Source organism: Pseudomonas quasicaspiana (assembly GCF_021147825.1).
GTDB lineage: Bacteria > Pseudomonadota > Gammaproteobacteria > Pseudomonadales > Pseudomonadaceae > Aquipseudomonas > Aquipseudomonas quasicaspiana.
The window spans coordinates 14,099-37,951 of record NZ_JAGTPI010000029.1 but is presented as its reverse complement, the minus strand read 5'-3'; the positions used below and the strand labels follow the sequence as shown (position 1 = coordinate 37,951).

22 protein-coding genes and 1 pseudogene are annotated in these 23,853 nt (G+C 57.4%); 15 read left to right on the top strand and 8 right to left on the bottom strand.

The genetic code is table 11. The features are described 5' to 3' along the window. Positions 1–21: 21 nt before the first annotated feature. Both KDX30_RS17205 and KDX30_RS17200 read left to right on the top strand, forming a co-directional pair. Positions 22–459 carry a YqaA family protein gene (locus KDX30_RS17205; RefSeq protein WP_231677004.1) on the top strand — a complete coding sequence of 146 codons (438 nt, stop codon included), beginning with the start codon at positions 22–24 and terminating at the stop codon, positions 457–459. 89 nt (positions 460–548) lie between these two features. Next, complete coding sequence (locus tag KDX30_RS17200; protein WP_231677003.1) at positions 549–680, top strand: YHYH domain-containing protein; 132 nt, start codon at positions 549–551, stop codon at positions 678–680. Between the two features lie 129 nt (positions 681–809). Here KDX30_RS17200 and KDX30_RS17195 read toward each other — a convergent pair whose 3' ends face one another. Both KDX30_RS17195 and KDX30_RS17190 read right to left on the bottom strand, forming a co-directional pair. Further along, positions 810–1,661 (bottom strand): CAP domain-containing protein, encoded by an 852-nt coding sequence (locus tag KDX30_RS17195; RefSeq protein ID WP_027901469.1) that lies wholly within the window; start codon positions 1,659–1,661, stop codon positions 810–812. Between the two features lie 125 nt (positions 1,662–1,786). After that, positions 1,787–2,194, bottom strand: coding sequence for an SRPBCC family protein (locus KDX30_RS17190; protein WP_231677002.1), 408 nt, complete (start codon positions 2,192–2,194; stop codon positions 1,787–1,789). A 176-nt stretch (positions 2,195–2,370) separates the two neighbouring features. Between KDX30_RS17190 and KDX30_RS17185 the strand changes: the two genes are divergently transcribed. Next, on the top strand, positions 2,371–3,267 hold the full coding sequence (locus KDX30_RS17185) for a serine hydrolase domain-containing protein (protein WP_231677001.1): 897 nt from the start codon (positions 2,371–2,373) through the stop codon (positions 3,265–3,267). Positions 3,268–3,279: 12 nt separating this feature from the next. Here the strand turns inward: KDX30_RS17185 and KDX30_RS17180 are convergent, their stop codons facing one another. Together KDX30_RS17180 and rtcR are read right to left on the bottom strand one after the other, a co-directional pair. Beyond that, positions 3,280–4,026: an NUDIX hydrolase gene (locus tag KDX30_RS17180; RefSeq protein WP_231677000.1), complete on the bottom strand. Its 747-nt coding sequence runs from the start codon at positions 4,024–4,026 to the stop codon at positions 3,280–3,282. 36 nt (positions 4,027–4,062) lie between these two features. Then, positions 4,063–5,673 carry an RNA repair transcriptional activator RtcR gene (gene rtcR / locus KDX30_RS17175; RefSeq protein ID WP_231677019.1) on the bottom strand — a complete coding sequence of 537 codons (1,611 nt, stop codon included), beginning with the start codon at positions 5,671–5,673 and terminating at the stop codon, positions 4,063–4,065. Positions 5,674–5,948: 275 nt separating this feature from the next. Here rtcR and KDX30_RS17170 point away from each other — a divergent pair, with 275 nt between their 5' ends. The 5 genes from KDX30_RS17170 to KDX30_RS17150 all read left to right on the top strand — a co-directional run bounded on the left by KDX30_RS17170 (position 5,949) and on the right by KDX30_RS17150 (position 12,634). Continuing rightward, positions 5,949–7,175 (top strand): RtcB family protein, encoded by a 1,227-nt coding sequence (locus KDX30_RS17170; RefSeq protein WP_027901465.1) that lies wholly within the window; start codon positions 5,949–5,951, stop codon positions 7,173–7,175. 4 nt (positions 7,176–7,179) lie between these two features. Continuing rightward, a complete protein-coding gene (locus tag KDX30_RS17165) occupies positions 7,180–8,520 on the top strand; it encodes a HEAT repeat domain-containing protein (RefSeq protein ID WP_231676999.1) in 1,341 nt (446 codons plus the stop codon). Between the two features lie 30 nt (positions 8,521–8,550). Continuing rightward, complete coding sequence (locus KDX30_RS17160) at positions 8,551–9,345, top strand: nucleotidyltransferase domain-containing protein (RefSeq protein WP_099268345.1); 795 nt, start codon at positions 8,551–8,553, stop codon at positions 9,343–9,345. Between the two features lie 24 nt (positions 9,346–9,369). Next, the gene (gene rtcA, locus KDX30_RS17155; protein WP_099268325.1) at positions 9,370–10,398 is read left to right on the top strand and encodes an RNA 3'-terminal phosphate cyclase; all 1,029 of its coding nucleotides are present in this window, start codon (positions 9,370–9,372) and stop codon (positions 10,396–10,398) included. A 136-nt stretch (positions 10,399–10,534) separates the two neighbouring features. Next, positions 10,535–12,634, top strand: a complete 2,100-nt coding sequence (locus KDX30_RS17150) for a TonB-dependent siderophore receptor (RefSeq protein WP_122706303.1) — start codon at positions 10,535–10,537, stop codon at positions 12,632–12,634. A gap of 63 nt (positions 12,635–12,697) precedes the next feature. On the opposite strand, the gene KDX30_RS17145 is transcribed toward KDX30_RS17150, so the two are convergent. Next, positions 12,698–13,345 carry a YajG family lipoprotein gene (locus KDX30_RS17145; RefSeq protein WP_099268327.1) on the bottom strand — a complete coding sequence of 216 codons (648 nt, stop codon included), beginning with the start codon at positions 13,343–13,345 and terminating at the stop codon, positions 12,698–12,700. A 194-nt stretch (positions 13,346–13,539) separates the two neighbouring features. On the opposite strand from KDX30_RS17145, the pseudogene KDX30_RS17140 reads away from it, so the two are divergent. The 4 genes and pseudogenes from KDX30_RS17140 to KDX30_RS17125 form a co-directional block, all read left to right on the top strand. Next, positions 13,540–13,905, top strand: a pseudogene (locus KDX30_RS17140) (GNAT family N-acetyltransferase); the annotation flags it as partial. A 157-nt stretch (positions 13,906–14,062) separates the two neighbouring features. Beyond that, positions 14,063–14,323 carry a hypothetical protein gene (locus KDX30_RS17135; RefSeq protein ID WP_027901457.1) on the top strand — a complete coding sequence of 87 codons (261 nt, stop codon included), beginning with the start codon at positions 14,063–14,065 and terminating at the stop codon, positions 14,321–14,323. Positions 14,324–14,550: 227 nt separating this feature from the next. Continuing rightward, the gene (locus KDX30_RS17130; RefSeq protein ID WP_231676997.1) at positions 14,551–15,288 is read left to right on the top strand and encodes an SDR family oxidoreductase; all 738 of its coding nucleotides are present in this window, start codon (positions 14,551–14,553) and stop codon (positions 15,286–15,288) included. Between the two features lie 140 nt (positions 15,289–15,428). Then, the gene (locus KDX30_RS17125; RefSeq protein WP_231676996.1) at positions 15,429–16,526 is read left to right on the top strand and encodes an SMP-30/gluconolactonase/LRE family protein; all 1,098 of its coding nucleotides are present in this window, start codon (positions 15,429–15,431) and stop codon (positions 16,524–16,526) included. Between the two features lie 154 nt (positions 16,527–16,680). Here KDX30_RS17125 and KDX30_RS17120 read toward each other — a convergent pair whose 3' ends face one another. The 3 genes from KDX30_RS17120 to KDX30_RS17110 form a co-directional block, all read right to left on the bottom strand. Next, complete coding sequence (locus KDX30_RS17120) at positions 16,681–17,010, bottom strand: hypothetical protein (protein WP_027899337.1); 330 nt, start codon at positions 17,008–17,010, stop codon at positions 16,681–16,683. 111 nt (positions 17,011–17,121) lie between these two features. Further along, positions 17,122–17,952, bottom strand: a complete 831-nt coding sequence (locus KDX30_RS17115) for a DUF1206 domain-containing protein (protein WP_027899336.1) — start codon at positions 17,950–17,952, stop codon at positions 17,122–17,124. Between the two features lie 466 nt (positions 17,953–18,418). Further along, a complete protein-coding gene (locus KDX30_RS17110; RefSeq protein WP_027899335.1) occupies positions 18,419–19,504 on the bottom strand; it encodes a tartrate dehydrogenase in 1,086 nt (361 codons plus the stop codon). Positions 19,505–19,612: 108 nt separating this feature from the next. On the opposite strand from KDX30_RS17110, the gene KDX30_RS17105 reads away from it, so the two are divergent. The 3 genes from KDX30_RS17105 (at position 19,613) to KDX30_RS17095 (ending at position 23,584) form a co-directional block, all read left to right on the top strand. Further along, a complete protein-coding gene (locus KDX30_RS17105) occupies positions 19,613–20,566 on the top strand; it encodes a LysR substrate-binding domain-containing protein (protein ID WP_231676995.1) in 954 nt (317 codons plus the stop codon). Positions 20,567–20,854: 288 nt separating this feature from the next. Continuing rightward, a complete protein-coding gene (locus KDX30_RS17100; RefSeq protein ID WP_231676994.1) occupies positions 20,855–21,892 on the top strand; it encodes an ABC transporter substrate-binding protein in 1,038 nt (345 codons plus the stop codon). A 15-nt stretch (positions 21,893–21,907) separates the two neighbouring features. Then, positions 21,908–23,584 (top strand): GMC family oxidoreductase, encoded by a 1,677-nt coding sequence (locus KDX30_RS17095; protein WP_319946089.1) that lies wholly within the window; start codon positions 21,908–21,910, stop codon positions 23,582–23,584. The last annotated feature ends 269 nt before the right edge of the window (positions 23,585–23,853 follow it).

The window sequence follows — 23,853 nt, the reverse complement described above, 5'->3', positions numbered from 1 at the left end:
CCGTTGATGGGGTAGGGTTGAGTGTTCGAGATTTCCAGCTATGCCGGGTTGTTCCTCGCTGCGTTCGGTGCGGCGACACTATTGCCGATGCAGTCTGAAGCGGTGCTGGTGGGCATGCTGCTGTCCGGGCATTACACCGTCGCAACATTGCTGCTGGTTGCGACGCTGGGCAACGTGCTCGGCTCATTGCTGAACTGGGTACTGGGTCGTTCGGTGGAGCGTTTTCGCCATAAACGCTGGTTCCCTGTCAGCGAAGCCAAACTCGAGAAAGCCCAGCGGTTCTATCTGCGTTACGGACGTTGGTCGTTGCTATTGAGCTGGGTACCCATCATTGGCGACCCGCTGACGATGGTGGCTGGCGTGATGCGCGAACCGCTGTGGAGTTTTCTGCTGATCGTCACGTTTGCCAAAGGCGTGCGGTATTTGCTGCTGACGGCCGCGACCCTGGGCTGGACGTGAATTAACGACGCGCTATGCTGAGTGATATCAATGCGCCATACTGTGCGCCTGATCATTCCATTCGCGCTGACCAGCGCAGAGAGCCGTCTATGAAGTTGCTTGCCGTCGTAATCGTCGCATTCCTGTCCATGGTTTCAGTCACTGCCCTGGCCCATAGCGGTGGCACTGACTCCAAGGGTTGCCATCGCAACCACAAGACTGGCGATTATCACTGTCACTGAAAACCACAGCGATCCAAGGAGCGCACGAGCACCGCGAGGCGGCGATAGCGGTTTTTCTGACACACCGTCATTGCTGGCCTCGTAACCTCGGCGATCTCTTACAGGGGCTTGAGCTGAGTCATAAACCCATCACTGGGCACCAAACACGCCCGTCCAGTAGATCCCCGCATCGCTCTTGGGATCCACCGCGTAGGCCGCGCCCAGTTCGCTGAACGCCGGATTCATCAGGTTGGCGCAGTGACCGGGGCTTGCCAGCCAGCCCTCCACGACCTTGGCGACACTGCCTTGTCCGGCGGCGATGTTCTCACCAATCTGCCGACCTGAGTAACCCGCCAGTTCTGCCCGATCACCTGGCATGCGACCGTCGCGGTCCATGTGGTCGAAGAAATTGTTGTTGGCCATGCCCCGGCTATGATTTTCCGCCGCCGAGGCCAGTGCCGGGTTCCAGGTCAGCGGCTTGGCAGCAGCCACGGCCTGAGCGCCGCATTGGCGAGATTGTGCTCGCGCAGTGTTGATCAGCGCCAACAGCTTTTGACCTTCAGCCTGCCAGTCTCCGAGACGCGCGGTCAGTAAGGGCCGGGCCAGCACGATGCGCCAGTCGCGTCCTTCGCGGCTCACACCGATATCGACAAACTGTGGGTCGAGCACGACGCGGCAGAAGCTTTCCTGGATGGTGTTCATGGCCGACTGTGCATCCCGAGGGCCAGACAGGCTGATCGCCTGCACATTGACCATCGGATAAGTGGCGCGGGCCATGGCTTCCTGTAGATCTACCGGGCTGGTAGCTGAAAGTACCAGCCGAGTGTCTACGTTGAGTGGAGGCAACTCTTGTGAAACCTGATCGCCGCAACGCTGTGACTGGTTGCGGAAATTGTTGATGGAGTCGACCAGTTGAGACTCTTCCGATGCCACCGCGGTGGCGGTAAATACCAATCCCAGTGACAAGGTGGCAAAACGCAAAAAAGATAAAGTAACGCGCATTAATGTCTCCTTGAACTGACCGCGCCCATGATGCGCGATTTTGCGCTGTGCTGCGAAATGCCATTTATCGAAGCAATATTGAGGCTCAAGAGCGCTGTCAGTTCAGTACCGCAGGTCTTCGAGGGTCAGAAATTGGCTTTAAGAGCGTCCAGCCCGCCTTGATAGACCTCAAGAAACAGTGCTTCAGCCTCTGCGTCGGAGATACCGTCAGGGGTGAAGCTGCCTGACCAGGTAATCAATGCCTCCTGATCGCCTGCTGCTGCGACCACGACGGTGGCGAGATAGTTGGTCACCGGGAACGGGCCTTTCACGATCGAATAGCTGTAGGTACGGTTGGCTTCGTCGAAAGTCTGCAGCTTCTCGACAATGACTGCGCCGTCGGCTGTGGTCAGCGTCCGGACACGTCCGCCTTCAGAGGCTTCGCTGCTGGCAATGAACGGCAGCCAGTCCGGCAGGGACAGGAAACCACCTACCAATTGCCATACTTTGTCGGCGGATACGGGTACACGAATGTTTGCAGAGGCCGTTGCCATGGGATTTGCTCCTGAGGGAATGAGGGGATAGTAAACGCAATTGCGTTGCGACTGACACCGTGGCGGCTATCTCGCTGTGGATCTTCATGTAAGCCATCCGGTTCCATGTCCCTGACCGTCTAGCGTGCATTGGAGCTGCAGCTTATCCTTGCGCAAAAGTCCCAGAGCTATTGCCCATGCCGTTTTCCCTCATCATCAACGGTTCCCCGGCCGTAACCGAACCGGCCGATGCACTTGAGAAACTAGTTCCCTGGTGGAGCTTCACCAAGACCGTCCTGGCCGCAACAGCGCTGACGCTGGTTCGTGATGGTCTTGTGGGGCTTGACGATCGGGTTGCTGAGGGCCCTTTTACCCTCCGGCAATTATTGCGTCATCAAGCGGGTCTCGCAGATTACAGCGAATTGCCGGAATACCATGCTGCGGTGGCCAGCGGTTCGCTTCCCTGGCCTGCGGATGAAATGCTGCTGCGCCTGGACGCCACCCGATTGCGCTACACGCCCGGCGAAGGCTGGCGCTATTCGAATGTTGGCTATCTGTTTGTAACCCGGTTGATCGAGCGATTGACGGGGCTTTCACTTGAAGAGGCACTCGTTCAGCGCGTGCTGTCTCCATTGGGGATTACGCGGGCGCGTTTGGCAAACGCCGGGGAAGACATGCAGGTTGCGTGTCAGGGCATCGCCCCTGGCTACGACCCCGGCTGGGTTTATCACCGTTTATTGATCGGGCCATTGGCAGAAGCGGCGCTGCTTCTGGATCGCTTGCTGTCGGGCAACCTGCTGCCGCACGGGCTACTGGAAGACATGCAGGCAGCGCTTGTGCTGGGTGGTCCGTTGCCAGGCCGTCCGTGGCTGACTCCGGGTTACGGCCTGGGCTTGATGCGTGGCGGCGTAGCGGGAGGCCTGACATTGAGCGGCCACAACGGCGTAGGGCCGGGTAGCGTTGTGGCGGTGTATCGCTGCACTCACGGTCGGAGCACTGCGACCTGTGCAGTTTTCCATGAAAGTGCGGACGAGGCTCTGGTCGAAGCAGAAATGGTAAGCCATGTGAGAGCAGCTCTTGGCCTCGCCCAGTGATAGCTCGGCAATTTACAGCTTCGCCTCTACCGCCATGAAGATTTCCTGCTTTTTGAATCGACCGCTGTTGCTCTGAAAGTCAGCGATTGTCAGCCCTTTGCTGTCAGCGATCTGGCTGACGATCTCGCGATTGGTCAGGCCGTTCTTTTCGTCTGCCAGATAGCTTTCAACCGAGACCCACTTGGCTTCGGCAATTTCATCGGTGTCGATGACATTAATGGCTTCGGTCAGCGGTTTGAGGCGGCAGATGAAGTGAATATTGGATTTGCCGAACTCGTAGGGATGCCGGGTCGTGAAGCCGAGGATCGCATCGAAGCTGACCTCGACGCCGGTCTCTTCCAGAACCTCGCGGACGATAGAGTCCTGAATGCGCTCACCAGGATCCACGTGGCCACCGGGTAAATTGAAGCTGGTAGCGCCTTGATCCCTGACCACCAGAATCTCGTTGTGCTGATTGATCACGATGGCCCCGGCACCCACGATGTGCGTCGGCATGAACGGCACGTAAGTCGATTCCTGGGGCTTGCGAACCAGCGTGAGGCTTTCGGGCAGGCAGCTGTGAAAGATAAAACCGTGCGCCACGAACTGCTCGACACTCGCGCATCGGGCGATAGGCAAAGTGATCCACGCAAGACCCTTCTTTTCGGTTTCCATGTACAGCAGAAAGCCTTTGATGGCGATTTCAAGATCGGCTTTTTCAAAAGAGAAAGACGTCGGATCGATGATCACGCCGTTGTAATCGTTCAGCTTGTACTTCATTGAAAGTCCTGGATGACGGAGGTCAGTGCGGTGAGTTTAATCCTGTCCATTGATTTGCTTCCACTCAATGCCAAAACGCGCCAGATACTTGCGCAGACGATCTGCGTCATTGGGGTTCGCCTTGTTCAGACGCGAGACGTCAAACAGTTTGCGTCCGGCATCCGACAGGCTTCGAGCATTGCGGCACACCTTGAGCACCGCCTCCAGTTGCAAACGGTCAAACAGATCCAGTTCGATACCTTCGTCCAGTATCGGTGATGGCTCATCCTGTCCGTCGTTCCGATCGTCGTTCAGCGCCCATGCGTAGCGCAAGCGCTGCAGCTCCTCTTCGACCTGGGTTTCATCGATGCGTCCGCTGTCAGCCAGCGTTGCCATGCGCGTGATCGAGGCTGACAGCTCGCGAAAGTTGCCAGACCATATCGAGTCCTCATGATTGGCGAACGCCATATAGTGCTGCCGGGCCTCGCGATTGAAGCGTATCAAGCGTCCGTGTTCGCGGGCGTGACGTTCCAGCTCGAAGTCGATGTTCGGCTCGATGTCTTCCCGTCGCCTGGCCAGGCCTGGCAGGTTGAACGTCCAGAGGTTGATCCGCGCGTACAGGTCTTCGCGGAATAAACCCTGCGCCACCCGGTCGCGCAGGTCGCGGTGAGTGCCGGCAATAATCATGAAGTCGCTGGCCACTTCCTTGTCCGAGCCCATGGGCAGGAAACGTTTCTCCTCAATGGCTTTCAGCAGCATCGCTTGTTCATCTGCGCCCAGTTCACCGATTTCGTCCAGAAACAACATGCCGCCTTCGGCTGCCCGCAGGAGGCCTTCGCGAGCAGCCAGAGCGCCGGTAAACGCGCCTTTTATATGCCCGAACAAGGTCGACATGGCGCCATCACCACGCAGGGTGGCGCAGTTCACTTCGACAAAGCGTCCTTCGATCTGGTGTCGGCTGCGCTTGAGTTCGTAGATGCGTCTTGCCAGAAACGATTTGCCTGCGCCGGTCGGACCAATCAACAGCATCGGAGCCTTGGAGCGCACGGCGACCTGTTCGATCTGCTCAATGGAGCGGTTGAACGCAGCATTGCGCGTAGCAATGCCTGACTTGAGAAACGCGAGGCCCTCCAGTCTTTTATGGGTGAAGCGTGACGCGATGCGGTCGTAGCGCGAGAGGTCCAGATCGATCAGCGAATGGGTGCCGGTGGCTCGCGCTTCATCATTGTCTCGCCGAGACGGGGAAGTCTGAATCAGTCGGGCGGGCAGGTAACGGGCTTCGGTGAGCAGGAACCAGCATATCTGTGCGACGTGAGTCCCGGTGGTGATGTGCACCAGGTATTGCTCATTGTCAGTGTCGAAATCGTAGGCGGTGGTGAAGTCATGCAGCGCGCCATATACCTCCTCGAAGTCCCAGGCGTTGCGAAGCGTCATGGGGTGAAGGCGAACTTCAGTCTGCGGGGATATTTGCCGGATATCCTCGGCCACCCGCTGCGCCAGACTGACGTCCCGGGCGGTCACACCGTGAATCAGCTCCAGTCGGTGAATCTGCATATCTTCTTGCTGGCACAGGCCAACGCTGGGACGCCAGTGATTCCAGCGGTTGGCACCCTTGCCGACGCGGTCGAGTTTTGAGCCGATGAAGCCGATGGCTACAGTATGTGTCACAGGCATGTCTATCTCAAAAGATAAGAAGCGATACAGAAGGATAGATAAATCGGGCCTGAACTGTCTTGCGGTTTTTGCACATTTGCCCGTTTAAAAATATATTTCTATTAAAAACAATTAGTTATAAAAGATTGCATGCCTTCTTCTAGATGTTGGCATGCCCGCTGCAATTACCTGTTCATAGCAAGGGGCAGTTGTAGCGCTGAACGCCAACCGCCGGAATGCAATCCAGGCCCATCTTTATGAATAGCGGCCATTGAATAGAAGTAGAGATCATGGAAACGAACACCTACCAACTGCTGGAAGTCATCAACGGTAAACCCATCAAAATGTGGACCGAGGGCGTGCCGGTAGAGAACGAAGCCAAAGAGCAATTGATGAACACGGCGCGTATGCCGTTCATTTTCAAACACATGGCTGTCATGCCGGACGTGCATCTGGGCAAGGGGTCCACGATCGGCAGTGTGATTCCGACGGTGGGGGCGATCATTCCGGCGGCTGTCGGTGTGGATATCGGCTGCGGCATGATTGCCGCGCGAACCTCGCTCACGGCGGCGGACCTTCCGGACAACCTGGCCGGGCTGCGCAGCGCCATCGAAAAAGCGGTGCCTCATGGCCGGACATCGACTCGTTCCCGTCGGGACAAAGGCGCCTGGGACGAGATCCCGCAACAGGCGGATAACGTATGGGGCGCGCTGTATCCGCGCTTCAAGTTGATTACCGATAAATATCCTTCGCTGGCTAACACCAACAACCGCCAGCATCTGGGAACGCTGGGCACCGGCAACCACTTCATCGAGGTCTGCCTGGACGAGGCCAACCGTGTCTGGTTCATGTTGCACAGCGGCTCCCGCGGGGTGGGGAACGCCATCGGTAACCTGTTCATTCAGATGGCACAGGCAGACATGCGGCAACACATTGCGGATCTGCCGCATCGTGATCTGGCTTATTTCGAAGAGGGCAGTCAGCACTTCGATGACTATGTGGAAGCTGTGGGATGGGCGCAGGATTTTGCCCGGCAGAACAGAGAACTGATGATGCAGGCAGTGATTCAGGCCACACGTCAGGTGATCAGCAAGCCGTTTCAAGTGGCGCTGGAAGCCGTCAACTGCCACCACAACTACGTGCAGAAAGAGCAACATTTTGGTGAAGAGGTGCTGATCACCCGCAAAGGTGCGGTGTCGGCGAAGAAGGGCGAACTGGGGATTATCCCCGGCTCCATGGGGGCAAAGAGCTTCATCGTCCGGGGTTTGGGCAATGAAGAGGCTTTCTGCTCTTGCAGCCACGGTGCCGGGCGCACCATGAGCCGGACCAGAGCCAAGAACACGTTCACTGTGGAAGACCAGATTCGTGCCACGGCTCACGTTGAGTGCCGCAAGGACGCCGCAGTGATCGACGAAATTCCAATGGCCTACAAAGACATCGATAAGGTCATGCACGCCCAGCGTGAGTTGGTGGAAGTGCTGCATACCTTGCGACAGGTCGTATGCGTTAAAGGATAGGGCGATGAATGAGGTGATGACGTTCGAACACTTGCGAGACTGGCATTACCAGCTGACTGACCACGAGGCCAGGTATGTTCGGGAAATCCAGGAAACTCATGATGCGGCCAGAGCCCTGGTGGCGCTGAGTCGGTTCGGTAATGGTTTTGTCCGGGAAGCGGCCGTGCAAAGGCTTGCCGGGCAGGCCTCCACTGAGGCGCTGCTCGCGATCCTGGAACGCTTGAATGATTGGGTGCCGCAGGTCCGGCAACAGGCACAAAAGGCGCTTGAGCAGTTTCTGGTTATCGAGCGGGTTGACCTGCTACTGCAAGCCCTGACGCCGCTATTGGCCTTGGGAAACAAGCAGCGCGTTGATCATCGCGACACCTTGCTCAAGGCCCGCAGCCTGTTATCACTGCCGCAATTGCGGGAACAGGTCGGGCAAGCGTTTGCTTCATGCCGCGGCAAGGCGGCGCGGTTTGTCTTCGATCTGTTGCTTGAGCATTGCGTGAATCGGCCGTCGTTTCTGGCTGCCGCTTTGATGCACGAGGACGTCACGGTCAGGCAAAAGGCGGTCACTGCCTGCGCTGACTTGCCGATGACAGACGCAGTGCCCTTGCTTGAACGAGCACTGCAATCATCGGCGGCCAGTCTGCGCGTGCAAGCGCTGCGGGGTCTGTTGAGCATGCTGGACGATCCCCGTGAGCATTTGCAGGCTGGCCTGCTCGATGGCTCCTCGGCCGTTCGCTGTCTGGCTCGATGGGCTGCGCCGCGTTACGCCGTGGACAGCCGGGAAGTATTGCGGTCGCGACTGGACAAGGACGTTCCGTCCAGCAAGCGCGAATGGCTGGGGTTGCTTGGGCTGGCGAAAGAGCTGGATGAGCCACTGCCTGCTTCGGCGTTGCAAGCTGCATTGGAGTCGCCTGTCGCCGTTGTTCGTGTGCAGGCGCTGCAATTGTTGGGGGAAGCGGGGCTGGAGCGGCAACTTGCGGCGCTGGACGATCAGTCTGACAAGGTGTTCCGCGGCGCGGTGCAGCTGTTGAGTCACCAGACCTGGTCGAGGTTCGATGCGCAACTCGATCAGCGCCTGGACAGCGACTGGCATGTCCTGAGTGATCAGCGTCGTGGGGCGTTATTGGGCCTGAAGCCCGTGTGGCTTCAGTTGCAGTATCTGCTGCGACGTTACGATCAGGCCACGGTGGATGCTGATGCCTGGCTAAATCATATCGTCCTCTGGTGTGACGCTCAGTACACGCTGGTGGATCCGGTTACGCCGAAAGCGCAGCGCGAGGCGCTATTGCAGCGTTTACAGGCTATGGAAGATTCAGGTGATTTGAAGTCAGGCGCGGTACGTCGCCTGCGTTAAATATGAAACATGAAGGACAGGATTATGGAAATGGAAGATGCAGTCGCTCATCCCCTCAGCAGCGCCATGCGCGAACGGGTGCTGGATGAGCTGAAGCGCATAGAACGCGAGCATAACGTCACAGTGCTGTATGCCTGTGAATCAGGCAGTCGCGCCTGGGGTTTTGCGTCCACTGACAGCGATTACGATGTGCGTTTTGTGTACGTCGAGCGCCCGGAATGGTTCGTTCAGGTCGACGCGCCTCGGGATGTAATCGAGCGCCCGCTGGATGACGAACTGGACATCAGTGGCTGGGAATTACGCAAGACCCTTGGCCTGCTGCGCAAGTCCAATCCGACGTTGCTGGAATGGCTCGACTCGCCGCTGGTTTATCGCAGCGAAGCTGATGCGACCCGGCGTCTGCGCGAGTTGGCGGAGGCGTTCTACAGTCCGCCAGCAGCACGTAATCATTACCTGTCGATGGCGAAGAAGAATTTTCGCGGTTATCTGCAAGGTGACGAGGTGCGGCTCAAGAAGTACTTCTACGTGCTTCGTCCGTTGCTGGCGGTGCGCTGGATCGACCAGGGCAGGGGAAGGCCGCCCATGACGTTCGCGGACTTGTTGACCACGGTTGACGATCAAGCGCTGCTTGATGAAGTTGCCGAGCTGCTGGTTCTCAAGCGCAATGCCGATGAGGCCGCTTATGGCCCGCGTCGAGTCGCGTTGCATGCCTTCATCACGGCAGAGCTTGGGCGTCCGGTGCCCGTGCTGAAGCGAACGGTTGAAGACAATGGATTACTGGACGAATACCTGCGGCAAATGGTTCGGCACTATTCAGAAGGGTGAAACACACGCAGAAGGGTGAAACAGATGAAGCAGGACATGGTTGAACTGGACGGATCCATTGGCGGCGGTCAGGTGTTGCGCAGTGCCTTGAGCTTGTCGATGCTGACCGGTCGGACGTTACAGATCGAAAACATCAGGGCCCGGCGCAGCCGTCCGGGATTGCTGCGCCAACACCTGACCGCTGTGCTTGCCGCTGCGCAGGTCTGTGGGGCCAGCGTCTCGGGTGCGGAGTTGGGTTCCCAGCGTCTGCGTTTCGAGCCAGGCATTGTTCGTGGTGGCGATTACCGTTTCGCCATTGGTACGGCCGGAAGTTGCACGTTGGTGCTGCAGACCTTGCTGCCCGCGTTGTTACAGGCGTCGGAGCCGAGCAGGGTGACGATCTCCGGTGGCACTCACAACCCGATGGCGCCGCCGGCGGACTTTATAGAGCGAGCGTGGCTGCCTCAATTGCGGCGCATGGGCGCTGGCGTGGAGCTGAACCTGTTGCGTCACGGGTTTGTACCGGCCGGTGGCGGTGAGCTGGAAGTGCATATCAAGCCCTCGATGCTGAAGCCGTTGCATCTGACGGATCGAGGCAGGTTGCTTGAATCGCGGGCTATCGCATTGATCGCCGGGCTGGCCAGGCAGGTTGCAGAACGTGAACTGCTGCACGCCGGGACGAGTCTCGATATCGCCTCTGAAGCCCGGCACTGTGTGGTGCTGGCTGATGAGCGTGGCCCGGGTAACGTCCTGATGCTGGAGTTCGCCTGCGAACAGGTCACTGAGCTGTTCAGTGCTTTTGGTCAGTCAAGAGTGCGTGCCGAGGTGGTGGCGCAAGGTGGGGTAGAGCAGGCCCGGCACTGGCTGGGCAGCCCTGCGGCCGTCGGCGAGCATTTGGCAGATCAATTGCTGCTACCCATGGCAATCGCGGGTGCTGGAAGCTTCACCACGCCCTCAATGACGGAGCATTTGCAGAGCAACATTTCTGTCATTGAGCGCTTTTTGGCGGTGCGTTTCGACTGCCAGCTACAGGCTGAAAACCTGCTGCGGGTGGAGTGCCATTCACTTGGATAGGGTCAGGTTTCCCGTCAAAACGTCCTGCGACGATCCGTCCATTTTGACAGCAGGCAAAGAGCTACACATTTGGTAACCGTTCGTAGATAATAACAATTCCCATTAATACCCGGAATTGTTCTCTGTGTTCATCCCAATGCGTCGCGCCTATTGCGTTTCCCTGGCTTTCGGTTGTGTGTTGCTGCCTGCCTTCTCTCATGCTGAAGACACCGTTACCGAGCTGCCTGCCACCGATATTCAGGCCGCAGGCGATATCGAGAGCAGCCCTTATGTGCGCTCTACCAGCAGCACCGCAAGTAAGTCGGAAGTGCCGATCAGGGATGAAGCACAGTCAGTGAACGTGGTCACCCAGCAGACCCTTGACGATTTTCAGGTCAAGTCGCTGGACGATGCGATGAAGTTTGTCAGCGGGGTGTCGCAGTCCAACACCCTCGGCAATACCAAGGACGCTCTGATCAAGCGTGGCTTCGGCACGAACGATGACGGGGCTATTTTGCGCGACGGTATTCGCTCGGTGGTAGGGCATAACCTTGGGGCGACCACTGACCACGTTGAAGTATTGAAGGGGCCGGCGTCGCTGTTGTATGGCGCAATCGAACCGGGCGGTTTGATCAACGTCGTCAGCAAGCAGCCGCAATATACCCGCAGCACCACCATCACCGGCTCTGGTTACAGCGAAGGCGGCGGCACGTTCAGCGTCGACACCACCGGACCTATTGAAGATACCGGGCTTGCTTACCGGCTGGTTGCCGAGCGCGGCCACGAAGATTACTGGCGCAACTACGGGGTCAACGAACACACGCTGGTAGCGCCATCCCTGAGCTGGACCGGCGAGCGCGCCAAGCTGACACTGGCTTACGAATACAATGACTATTCCAGCCCGTTCGACCGCGGCACCGTGTTCGCCAATGGCAGGCCCGCAGCGGCCAGCTACAAGGATCGACTGGATGAGCGCTGGGCCAAGACCGTCGGCATCAGTGAAACCGCGACTGCGAAGTTTGAATACCAGCTTAATGACGACTGGAAGACCCGGGTGACGTATGGCTGGAACAATGATCGGTATAGTCTGGCGATTGCGCAGCCCGGTAGGTTGACTGGAAGCAGCCTGGCACGCACCGCCAACGGGGGACACTACGATTACGAAACTCGGTATACCAGTCTGGATTTCATCGGCGAGCAGCAGTTGTTCGGCCAGCGCCATGACATTTTGGTGGGAGTGGATAACGAAGCGCTAGACAAGTATCGAGGCAAGACCTATCGCAATAGGGCTGGTGCGCCAATCGACATCAATGACCCGCAATATGGGCGTCTGGATGAGCCTAGCCTTGTCAGTCCAACTCAAAGTAATGCCCGCAATGAGCTGACTTCCACGTCCGTTTACTTCAAGGACAACTGGCATTTGAATGACCAGTGGATTCTGGTCTTTGGTGGGCGTCAGCAGCACTACGATCAATACAGTGATCAGGGTTTGGTGACCCGCGTAGTGGGTCGTGACGACAATGGCGACGCCTTCGTTCCGTTTGTCGGTGTCGTCTATCAACCCACCGAAGCGCTTTCGCTATATGGCAACTACAGCGAATCGTTTGTACCTAATGAAACCGTCTCAGATGACAACAAGACCTTTGATCCCGAAGAAGGACGCAGCTACGAAGTTGGCTTGAAGTACAATCCTTCAGATCGGTTGAACGTCAACGTTGCTGTGTTTGATATCGTCAAGAAAAACGTAGTCACTCCAGTCACGGTCGGTACCATTACCACCAATGAGCTAACAGGCAAAGCAGGCTCCAGAGGCCTGGAACTTGACGTCACAGGCAAACTGGCCGAGCGCTGGGACATGATCGGCACCTACGCCTACACCCACACCGAAGTGCTTGACGATCCGACGAATGAAGGCAAACGCCTCAGCAACGCGCCGATGCATACCGCCAGCCTGTATCTGACACACCACCTGGCTTTCCCTGAGCAGACCGGCCAATGGCATGTCGGTGGCGGTGCACGTTACGTTGGCGAGCGCGCGGGCGACAACGCAAACACTTTCTTCATGGACAGCTTTACCGTTGCTGACGCTTTCCTGCGTTGGGACTTGCCAACCAAAGACTACAAGACCCGTTTGCAGTTGAACGTCGATAACCTGTTCGACAAAGAGTACTACCCGTCAGGTACTGGTAGCAGCGAAGTACAGATCAACGTCGGCGAAGCGCGCACTGCGCGTTTGACTGCCAGTGTAACGTTCTAACTGCGCTTGATCCCTGGGAACTGTCGGCATTGCACCTGACAGTTCCCGGATTGCCCTACCGTTTTACTTCTTGCAGGACCCTTTGGCGCACAGTTCTTTGACTGTTGCCTCGGTGATCGCCTGTAGACCTTCTTCGGTGATGACTTTCCAGTCACTCTCCACGACCAGTTGCATGGATTCACGCTTGTCAGTGATGAGACTGATTGGGGAAGGCTGACCCGTTGAGGTGATGTTCAGGCGCGCCTTGTTGTTGACGGCAATTGAAAACGCACCGGGCGAAAACCACGACCAGAATTCTGTGATATGCACGGTCACGGCCTGGGCTTCACCATTCTTTTCTGCAGCCTCAACCACTTGATAACCGGCCTTTCGATAGCCCTCAGCGACGCTTTTGGCAATGAGCTGAGAAACGGTTTTGCCTTCAGGAAGCAGCACGTCACCCATGGCCATACCGTAACTGTTGCGCTTTCTGCCGATGGCGCGCTCAGTGATTTTCTTGTCGGAGATTTCTTCAGCGTTTTTCAGTGACGGGGTATCGGCCTGCTTTGGTGCGGTTTCGAAACGACGCTCATCAATCGCGCTAATCGTCACCTTCTGACCTGTACCATTTGCACTTTGTGGCGTCTGTACCTCTATGACAGAGCGGCTGCTGACACAGCCAAAAAGTACGGTGGAAAACATCAGCAGGGCGGCGATTTTCAGGTGTTTCATGACGGCTCCAGTCATTGTCTCTATCCATTGTTAATGCGCGTACTGCCACTTCGGGTGGCTATGCGGTGATGTCATTGTGCCTTTTTTAGCGTCGGCATCATGTCCATTCCTTACCCGCAGCACAAGTGCAACATTACCGTCCCGGATTTCTGCTAGCCTCGTCCGCCGACATCCATGCCTGACGAGCGCTATCAATGTTCACCATCCGCATCATGACCATGGACGACTACGACGCAGTCATTGCACTCATGAGCAGCACCCCCGGTGTATCGGTCAGGGATGCAGACTCTCGCGATTCGACCTCCAGGTATCTGCAACGCAACCCCGGAATGAGCTTCGTTGCTGAAGTGGATTCCGTACTGGTGGGTTGCGTGATGTGCGGCCACGATGGGCGACGAGGGTATTTGCAGCATTTGCTGGTGCTGGATGATTATCGGCGCCAGGGCATTGCCAATCAGTTGGTGGAGCGCTGCCTTGCAAGTCTCGAACGGGAAGGCATTTTCAAGTGCCACATCGATGTCTTGAAAACCAATCACACTGCCGCCGATTATTGGGTCAGGCAAGGTTGGCAATTAAGGACAGACATTGACCGCTACTCTTTCATCCGCACCGGTAACGCCAACGCGTGATGGATGCAGGGAACGTGCTGCTTGTATGGAACCAACGCTCTAGCCTGCGGTTCGAAGCAGTACATTCTCAATCAGGGACATTCACCCCATGCTTAAAACTCTTGCCTACAGTCTGATGCTGGCTTCCACCATTGGCCTCGCCGCTTGCGATCCGAAATCCGAGGACAAGGCGCAGGAAGCCCAACAGCACGCTGAGAAAGCACAGGACAAAGCCGCCGATGCGGCCAAGGAAAATGCCAAAGCTGCAGAAGCGCAGGCCGAGTCTAAAGAAGCCAAGGCCGAAGAAGACAAGACTTTTGTGCCAACCACCCAGGTTCCAGAGTCGCTCAAGACACCTGAGAAGAACTGATAAGCAGGGTGTCAGGTCATCCATCCCTGACACCCTTGCGTAGTGCATCAAAAAGAAGACCAGCAGGACCGGCTAGAGCCGATCCTGCTGGTATTTGTTTTCTCCACAAACCCCACCGCAGAATCAGGCAATCACTCCGAAGGATCGGTCTAATTGCTCCCGCGTTATCGCCTTACTCTGAATGCGTATCGAGCTACCGGCTCATCATTCGGATAAGGACAATAATCATGTCGAACATCAAAAACAAAGTCGTGGTAATCACCGGCGCAAGCAGCGGTATTGGCGAAGCCACGGCGCGGCTACTGGCCGAGAAGGGCGCGCACGTTGTGCTCGGTGCGCGGCGTACCGAGCGCTTGGCAGACCTCTGCAAAGAACTGGTTGCCGCCGGTGGCAGCGCGCAGTATCAGGCCGTAGACGTGACCGATCGGGCCAATGTGCAAGCCTTCGTCGACTATGCCGTGAACGAGTTTGGCCGCGTCGATGTGATCGTCAATAACGCCGGGGTCATGCCGCTGTCCAGGCTGGATGCGTTAAAAGTCTCCGAGTGGGACCAGATGATCGATGTCAATATTCGTGGCGTATTGCACGGCATTGCGGCCGGCCTGCCATTGATGCAGAAGCAGCAATCCGGGCAGTTCATCAACATCGCTTCCATTGGTGCCTATGCGGTCAGCCCGACGGCGGCCGTTTACTGCGCAACCAAGTACGCCGTAAGGGCGATCTCCGAAGGCTTGCGTCAGGAAGCGGGTGCGGACATCCGCGTTACGGTGATTTCCCCGGGCGTCACCGAGTCCGAACTGGCCGACAGTATTTCTGATGAAGGCGGGCGCGCCGAAATGCGCGAGTTCCGCAAAGTCGCCATTCCGGCACTGGCCATCGCTCGGGCAATTGCCTACGCCATTGAGCAGCCAGCCGATGTCGATGTCAGTGAATTGATCGTTCGTCCTACTGCCAGTCCTTATTGATTTACCTGGTATCTGTAGTGGCCGCGAGGGTTTTCCGCGACGTTGATATCGGGCAAACCCTCGTCCTTAACACTTGTACGATGACTTAAGCCGATGTACAACGAGCACCCCGTCCAACAATAAAATAACGGAGATGCACGATGGACTCATCGCAACAGGACACCACCGCCGACCACGGTCGCAGAGCATTCCTCAAAACGTCGCTGGCAGTATCCGCCGGTGTGGCGGCTCTGGGCAGCCTGGCGTTACCTCGATTGGCCAGTGCCGAGCCATTGAGTCAGCGTTATCCGGATCCGCTGGTCAACATCCTCGATGACAGCTTCATGGACCTGCGAATTTTCAATGCCAGCGTTGAACGCCTGGCGACGGGCCTGCGTTGGGTAGAAGGCCCTGTCTGGGTGGGTGACGGTCGTTACTTGCTGTTCAGCGACATCCCCAACAACCGCATCATGCGCTGGGATGAAGTCACCGGTGGCCTGTCGGTGTATCGCGATAACTCCAACTTCTCCAATGGCATGTGCCGTGACCGTCAGGGTCGCCTGCTGGTTTGCGAAGGCTCGACGACCAGCAAGGAAGGCCGTCGCGTCACCCGCACCGAGTACAACGGCAGCATCACCGTGCTGGCCGACAACTACGAAGGCAAACCTTTCAACTCACCTAACGACATCGTCTGCAAACGCGATGGATCAGTGTGGTTCACCGATCCGCCGTTTCAGACGGGTAACAACTACGAAGGGCACAAAGTCACCCCGGAATTGCCCCATGCGGTCTATCGCATTGATGGTGTGAGCGGCAAGGTCAGTCGGGTGATTGACGATCTGGCAGGGCCGAACGGTCTGTGTTTCTCTCCGGACGAGAAAACCCTCTACGTGGTTGAAGGTCGAGCCAAACCCAACCGGATCATCTGGGCCATTGCGGTCAACGATGACGGCACCCTGGGTTTGCGTCGCAAACACATTGAAGGGCTGGAGTTCGCCGGTATTGACGGCATCAAGTGCGATGAAAGCGGTAACTTGTGGTGTGGTTGGGGCAGTAACAGTGATCCCAAGGCTGATCCGGAAAAGCTCGATGGCGTTCGAGTGTTCAATCCGGATGGCAAAGCCATCGGTCACATCTCCTTGCCGGAGCGTTGCCCGAACCTGTGCTTCGGCGGGCGCGAAGGTAACCGGTTGTTCATGGCGGGCAGCCACTCGGTCTACTCGTTGTTCGTGAATACACGCGGCGCGACGTTCGTTTGATTGGGGGGACATGACACTGCGTTGTCATGCCGTAATTCGGTCTCTGTAGGAGCTGCCGAAGGCTGCGAAGCATTTCTCCTGACACGCCGCCATCGCAGCCTTCGGCAGCTCCTACAGACCCGTGTTTGCCGCGAAACAAACACCTCTCCTGGGATCAGCGTTTCGCCAGTTCGTGCTTGATGCACTGTTCATAATAGGTCTGCTTGATGGCCGCAGGTTTGAGTCGCGAGGTGCTTTTATAGGTCTGCTCGGTAATGCCCATGGCGGTCATGCGCATCCAGGGTTGTTTGAACTTGCGACCCTGCAATTTCTTGCGGGCGCCGTACAAAGTGATTCCGGCGAGTTTCGATTCCTGGGCGCCTGCGGCGATGCCCGAACCCCATGTACAAATCGATCGACCGCTCTGAGTAACGTCCTTGGCTTGCGACGCCAGTGAAACGCTGGCCAGCGCGAGCGTCGCTACGGTCAATACAAGAATCCGCATAAATGCCAGCCCCTAAGCTTCTGAAAAGAAAGCAAGTTTGCCAAGCTCGCTAGGAGGCGAGGGGCCAGCAATAGGTATTATTTCGGAACAAATTCACCTGACGCTTAACGGTCAGTTGAAATGCCGGGTCACGGCATGCGGCGCATCGGGCACGTCCATATTGATCTTGCGCCAGGCAGCTTCGGCGAAGCTGTATACCGAAAATGCGATCAGTCCCAAGGCCACGATCATCAGCACGATACCTCCAGCGGGAAGATCCTGCAGGCCGTTAAGCGCGTCTTTCAGACCCGGCGGGTGCATGGCCTGATAGCTTGAACCGCTGATGGCCAGCAACGCAGAGATTTCGATGAATGCCACACCTCGGGCAATCAGGCCGAATTGCGAAACCGGACGGACGTAGCGCATGACTTCTTCGTCGGCTTCGAAGTACTTCTCGAAAGACGCCTTCCAGCCTTTGATGATGTGGGTGATGCCCACGCCGAGCGGCACCAGTGCCACCAGATAAACAAGGATATTCGAATGATCCCAGGACAAAATCGTGGCAAGCAGGTCCTGGGTTTTGCCCCCTGAATCACCGGAGCTTTTGAGTGCGCTGATTAACAGACCCAAGGCAAAAAAGGCCAATGCGCCGTAGGTCACGCCGCCGACCAGCAGGCCTGTGCGAATCACCAAACCTTTGAATTCTGTGCCGTGATGATCCACGTCGCGAGTGGCCTGCAGGATTCGCCAGGCTGCAAACGCCAGCAGGCCGACTACGACAATCGCAACCATGACGTTGCCAAAAGGCTGACTCAACAGCGCTTCAAGGCTGCTATGGCTGTCTTTGGGCTGAGACGAACCCTGGGCGGCGAGCAGGGCAAAAATACCAATGATCAAATACACCACACCACGAGCGGCATAGCCGCTTCGGGCAAGGAGAGTGAGGCTGCGTTGCGGGGACATAAAGGCGATCTTCCTGAAAGTGATACAGGAGCAGACCGATGTCGGCACGCGGGGTTCGGTTTAATTGGTGGGTAGCCGGTGCTAAACAAACCATCCCCGTGGAGCTCGCCCAGTGTCCCTGACACAACTCGGTTCCCATGTGCGGTGCTTGCCCGCGATACATGAGACGCAGCTCGAAGACATACCGCGTTAGTGTTTATCGTCGGAATGCCGCCCAGGGCAAGCACCGCACATGTTGGCGCTGATCTTCAGTTCATGATCGACCTGTGGGACCGGCCGGGGTGGCGCTCCACTTCATTCGGGAAGACTATTTCAGGCGGCAGAAAGGCGGCGAATGTCCCGGCCTCTTCGCGAATGAATTCGCTCCCACCAGGATCAACGCTTGCAGGCCAACATAGAATCTCCCACACAAGATTGTATCTATCCAGTGGCTTGCGTTTTGTTCAATCGTAAATGCCGACTTTCCTTATCGCTCACACGCAGCCGCGATGGCTTTGCCCAGCGCTTCGGTATTGCCCTTGCCGCCAATATCAGCAGTCAGCGGTGCGTTTTCCGGTCCCATGGCCAGCACGGTTTCAATCGCGGTTAGCACTGCCGCACCGGCCTCCGGATGGCCCAGATGCTCAAGCATCATCGCGCCGCACCAGATTTGACCGATCGGATTGGCAATGCCTTTGCCTGCGATGTCCGGAGCTGAGCCATGCACTGGCTCGAACAGGCTCGGGAAGTTACGCTCAGGGTTAATGTTGGCCGACGGCGCGATGCCGATGGTGCCCGTGCAGGCCGGACCCAGGTCGGAAAGGATATCGCCGAACAGGTTGCTGGCGACCACGACATCAAACCAGTCCGGATGCAGGACGAAGTTCGCGGTGAGAATATCGATGTGGTACTTGTCGACGTTCACGTCCGGGTATTTCTTGCCCATTTCCACAACGCGCTCGTCCCAGTACGGCATGGTGATCGCAATCCCGTTTGATTTGGTCGCAGACGTCAGGTGCTTTTTCGGACGGCTCTGGGCCAGGTCATAAGCGAATTTCAGGATACGGTCGACGCCCACCCGGGTCATGACGGTTTCCTGCAGGACGATTTCCCGGTCGGTGCCCGGGAACATCTTGCCGCCAACACTGGAGTATTCGCCCTCAGTGTTTTCACGCACCACCCAGAAGTCGATGTCACCCGGTTTGCGATTGGCCAACGGTGCTTTCACGCCAGGCATGAGGCGGCAAGGGCGCAGGTTCACGTACTGGTCGAACTCGCGGCGGAACTGCAGCAGCGAATCCCACAGGGAAATGTGATCAGGCACCACGTCCGGCCAGCCCACTGCGCCGAAGTAAATCGCATCGTAGCCTTTGAGAATCTCGAACCAGTTGTCGGGCATCATTTTGCCGTGGGCCAGGTAGTAATCGGCACTGGCGAAGTCGAACCAGTCCCATTGCAACTCCAGATTGTGCTGCGCGGCCACCACGTCCAGCACGCGTACGCCTTCGGGCATGACTTCCTTGCCTATGCCATCGCCAGGGATGACGGCAATTTTGTAATGGGCCTTGCTCATGAGTTTCGACTCCAGGGTTGATGGTGGACGAAGCTCAGTGTATGCAGTGTTTCTGGATTAATAATTAGTCAATCGCGAAAGCCATTCTTAGATTCAAGGAAACAATCCATGAGCATGATCGATGACCTGAGCTTCTTTCAGCAGGTGGCCACGCGGGGCAGCCTGACCGAAGTTGCACGGCAGATGGGGCTGTCGCTACCCGCGGTGAGCAAGCGCTTGAGCCAGCTGGAAGCCCGGCTTGGCGTGCAACTGCTACAGCGCACCACCCGCCGGTTGTCGTTGACCCCCGAGGGCGTGCTCTATCTGGAGGGAGGGCGGCCGATCCTGCGGCAGCTCGAAGAGCTGGAAAGCGCCCTGAACAGTCGCCAGCCGACGTTGCATGGTCGTTTGCGAATCAACGCCACGCTGGGTTTCGGGCGACGGCATCTGGCACCGGTGGTATCCAGCTTTGCCCGGCTGCATCCTGAACTGGAGATTTCCCTGGAACTGACCAGCCAGCCGGTCAGCTTGCTCGATGATCAGTTCGACATCGGCGTGTTCATGGGCGAGCCGCCGGACTCGCGGCTGATCGGTATCCGCCTGCTAGAGAATCCGCGAATTCTCTGTGCGTCACCCCATTATCTGGAAGGTCGGCCGGTGTTGACGCGCGTAGCGGATCTGGCTGAGCACAACTGCATCGTGCTCCGTCAGTTCGGCAGTGATTACGCGATCTGGCGTTTTCAGAAAGACGGCCAGGATTTTACCCATAAGGTCAGTGGCACGTTGTCGAGCAACGACGGGGAAGTGGCGATGAATCTGGCGCTTGACGGCCACGGTTTGATTTTGCGTTCCCGTTGGGATGTGCAGGCGCATCTGGAAAGTGGGCGGCTGGTGGCGGTACTGGACGATTATCAACCGCCGCGCGGCGATATCTATGCGATGTACCAGCACCGACGCCACATCCCGCAGCGCATCTCGCTGTTCACCCGGTACCTTGCGCAGGAGCTGGCTAAACGCCTGCCGTTTGCGGCACGTAGCGAAGAGGTCTTTGTGGGAGCCGAGCTTGCTCGCGATGAACGATGATGCGGTCTGGCTTGAAACTGCGGTGTTCATATCGCGAGCAAGCTCTGCTCCCACAGAGCGTACGCAGTCCTTCAGGACCAGCATAGAGTCGCCCACAGATTCGTCATAACGACAGATCATGTTAGTAATGATTATTGGTGCATTGCCGGACAGGCCCCGGCTCTTGTAACGTCCTGCCGACCCGCTCGGTAACAATAAAACTTAAACCTGAGCATGCGTTGGATTTGCAGGGTGTTCAGAAAAGGGTTTTTAAGCTGCCGAATCATTCTACGTTCAGGAAGATTTGCCATGAAAACCGTTTCATTGGGTTCAGTCTTATCCCTGTTGTGCGTTTCGATATCGTGCACGATGTCGGTATCGGCAGAAGAAATCACCTTCGTTTCCCAAGGCGGGGTTTATCAGGAAGCCCAGACCAAGGCGATTCTTGATCCGGCAGCCAAGCGCCTGAACATCACCATCAAACAAGACAGCGTTCCCGACGCCTTGCCCATGGTCAAGGCTCAGGGATCGGCGGGCAAGCCGGTCTGGGACGTGATCGATACGCCGCCGTCCAACTGCATCCGCGGCGGCAACGAAGGGCTGATCGAAAAACTCGACCTGAGCAAGATGCCCAATGTTCAAGCTATGCCGGAGGCCTATCGCACGCCTTACTCCGTCGCTTATGAGTTCTATTCTTCAGTCCTGGGCTATAACACCAAAACATTGAAGAAGGTGCCGCAGAGCTGGGCCGACTTCTGGAATGTGAAGGATTTTCCGGGGACGCGCTCATTACGTAATGACCCGATGGGGACCCTGGAGGCGGCACTGCTGTCGGACGGCGTGCCTCGTGACAAACTCTACCCGCTGGATGTTGATCGCGCCTACAAAAGGCTGGAGCAAATCAAACCGGATATCGCCGTGTGGTGGAGCTCCGGTGGGCAATCGGCACAACTGCTCAACGATGGCGAGGTCGACATGCTGATGATCTGGAACGGTCGCGCCAGTGCGGTTCGCAAGGACAATCCTGACGTCGCCTTTACCTATAACGACGGCATTCTGCAAAACACCCAATTGTGCATCCTCAAAGGCGCGCCGAACTACGCAACTGCTGTGAAGTTCGTCAACGAAGCGCTCTCACCGGACCTGCAGGCCAACCTGCCGATGTATATCGATTACGGGCCAGGTAACCCGGCTGCATTCAGCACCGGCAAGTTGACCGCCGAACGGGCCAAAGAGCTGCCAAGTTCGCCGGATAACGCCGCCAGGCAGGCATTGATGTCTGAAGAATGGTGGTCGTCGGCTGCGGGCATTGCGGCCAAGGATCGCTGGCTCAAGTTTGTTCAGTAGGTCGTCATCTTGAAAGTGCTCGATTACCTGATTCTGGGCGGCGGTTCGGCAGGCTGCGTGCTGGCTGCGCGGCTGTCCGAGGATGCAGACAAACGTGTGTGCCTGGTGGAAGCGGGGCGGGACATCTCGGCGGGTAACATGCCTGCCGAGATTCGCAGCCGCTATCCCGGGCGTGCTTACCTGGACACGCGCAATATCTGGCGACAGCTGACGGCGCTGATGGGCAAGCGTTCCACCGAACGTCGCTATGAACAGGCACGGTTGCTGGGCGGTGGCTCTGCAATCAATGCCTTGATGACCAATCGCGGCGCGCCCGATGACTACGACGAGTGGCAGCGACTCGGTGCCGAGGGATGGAACTGGGACAATTGCCTGCCGTACTTTCGCAAGCTGGAAAACGATACTGATTTCGAAGGCCCGTTGCACGGCAAGCAAGGACCACTGCGGATCCGCCGCACCGCGCAGGAGTTTCTCTCTCCCTTCGTCAAAGCAGTGATGACGGTGCTGGGCGAGGCCGGACTGGCTACCAAAGCTGATCAGAACGGGCCCTGGGAGCCGGGCGTATTCGTTGGGGCAATTGGCGTCAGCCCGGAAGGGGAACGCATTCCCACGTCGGTCTGTTATCTCTCCGATGAGGTCCGCCAACGCAGCAATCTGACAGTGCGCACTCAATGTCTGGTCGACCGCGTGCTGTTCAAGTCCCATCAAGCGATAGGGGCGCGTATTGTGCAGGCGGATGGCACCTCAATGGATCTATTCGCCAAAGAAGTGATCGTGTGTTCCGGGGCGATCCACAGCCCGGCAGTTTTGATGCGCAGCGGTATTGGTCCTGCCGATGAGCTGATTCAACTGGGGATTTTTGTGGTGGCGGATCGTCCGGGAGTCGGCGGCAATCTGATGGAGCATCCATCGATTGCGGTGTCTGCGTTGTTGAACAAAGCGGGGCGTACGGCATTTGTCAACGAGCACCACGAGCAGGCCATTGTGCGCTTTTCCTCGGGTTTGCCGGACACAGTGCCTTGCGACATGCATGGCGCGATTCTGTCCCGATCCGGTTGGCACTCGCTGGGGTATCGATTGGGCACGATGTTTTTCTGGGTCAACAAGTCCTATTCCCGGGGCTGTGTGCGACTGGTCTCCAGTGATCCAGCTCAGGAACCGGAGGTGGACTTCAACATGCTTTCTGATCCACGGGACCTGGAGCGCCTCAAGCAGGCCTTGAAGTTTGGGGCCGGGACGCTGTCAGCCGCCCAACTCGGTGCCTTGCGTAGCGTGGCGTTCCCGTCCAGCTATTCGCCCCGGGTCGCTAAAGTGGCTCAGCCTGGTGCGATCAATGGCATGTTGCGCGGCGCATTAAGCCTGTTGCTGGACGTGGCCGGGCCGTTTCGGACGTGGCTTGTTCACGGGTTGGTCACTCAGGGTGTGACGCTGAAAAAACTGCTCGCCGATGATCAGGCCCTGACCGGGTTTGTCCGGCGAAATGTCGGTGGGACCTGGCATCCATCGGGCACCTGTCGCATGGGCCGGGCCGATGATCCGCAGGCCGTCACCCTCAGTGATGGGAGAGTGATTGGGGTCACCGGCTTGCGGGTATGTGATGCGTCGTTGATGCCTTCCATCCCGTGCGCCAATACCAACGTGCCCACAATCATGATTGCCGAGCGGATCGCAGATTTGATCAAGGCCGGGTAGGAGCGAACTTGTTCGCGAGGCGCCGGTACAGACACAGCTTCTCCCCATCATGACAATGACGAACCTGTGTGACCGACCGGGGTGGCGCTCCACTTCATTCGGGAAGGCGGTATTTCAGGCAACACACAGGCTGCGGATGGCCCGGCCCCTTCGCGAATGAATTCGCTCCTACCGTTTACTCGGGCAAGACGCAGAACCTGGTAGGACCGAATTCATTCGGGAGGCGGTATTTCAGGCAACACACAGGCTGTGGATGTACTGGCCTTTTC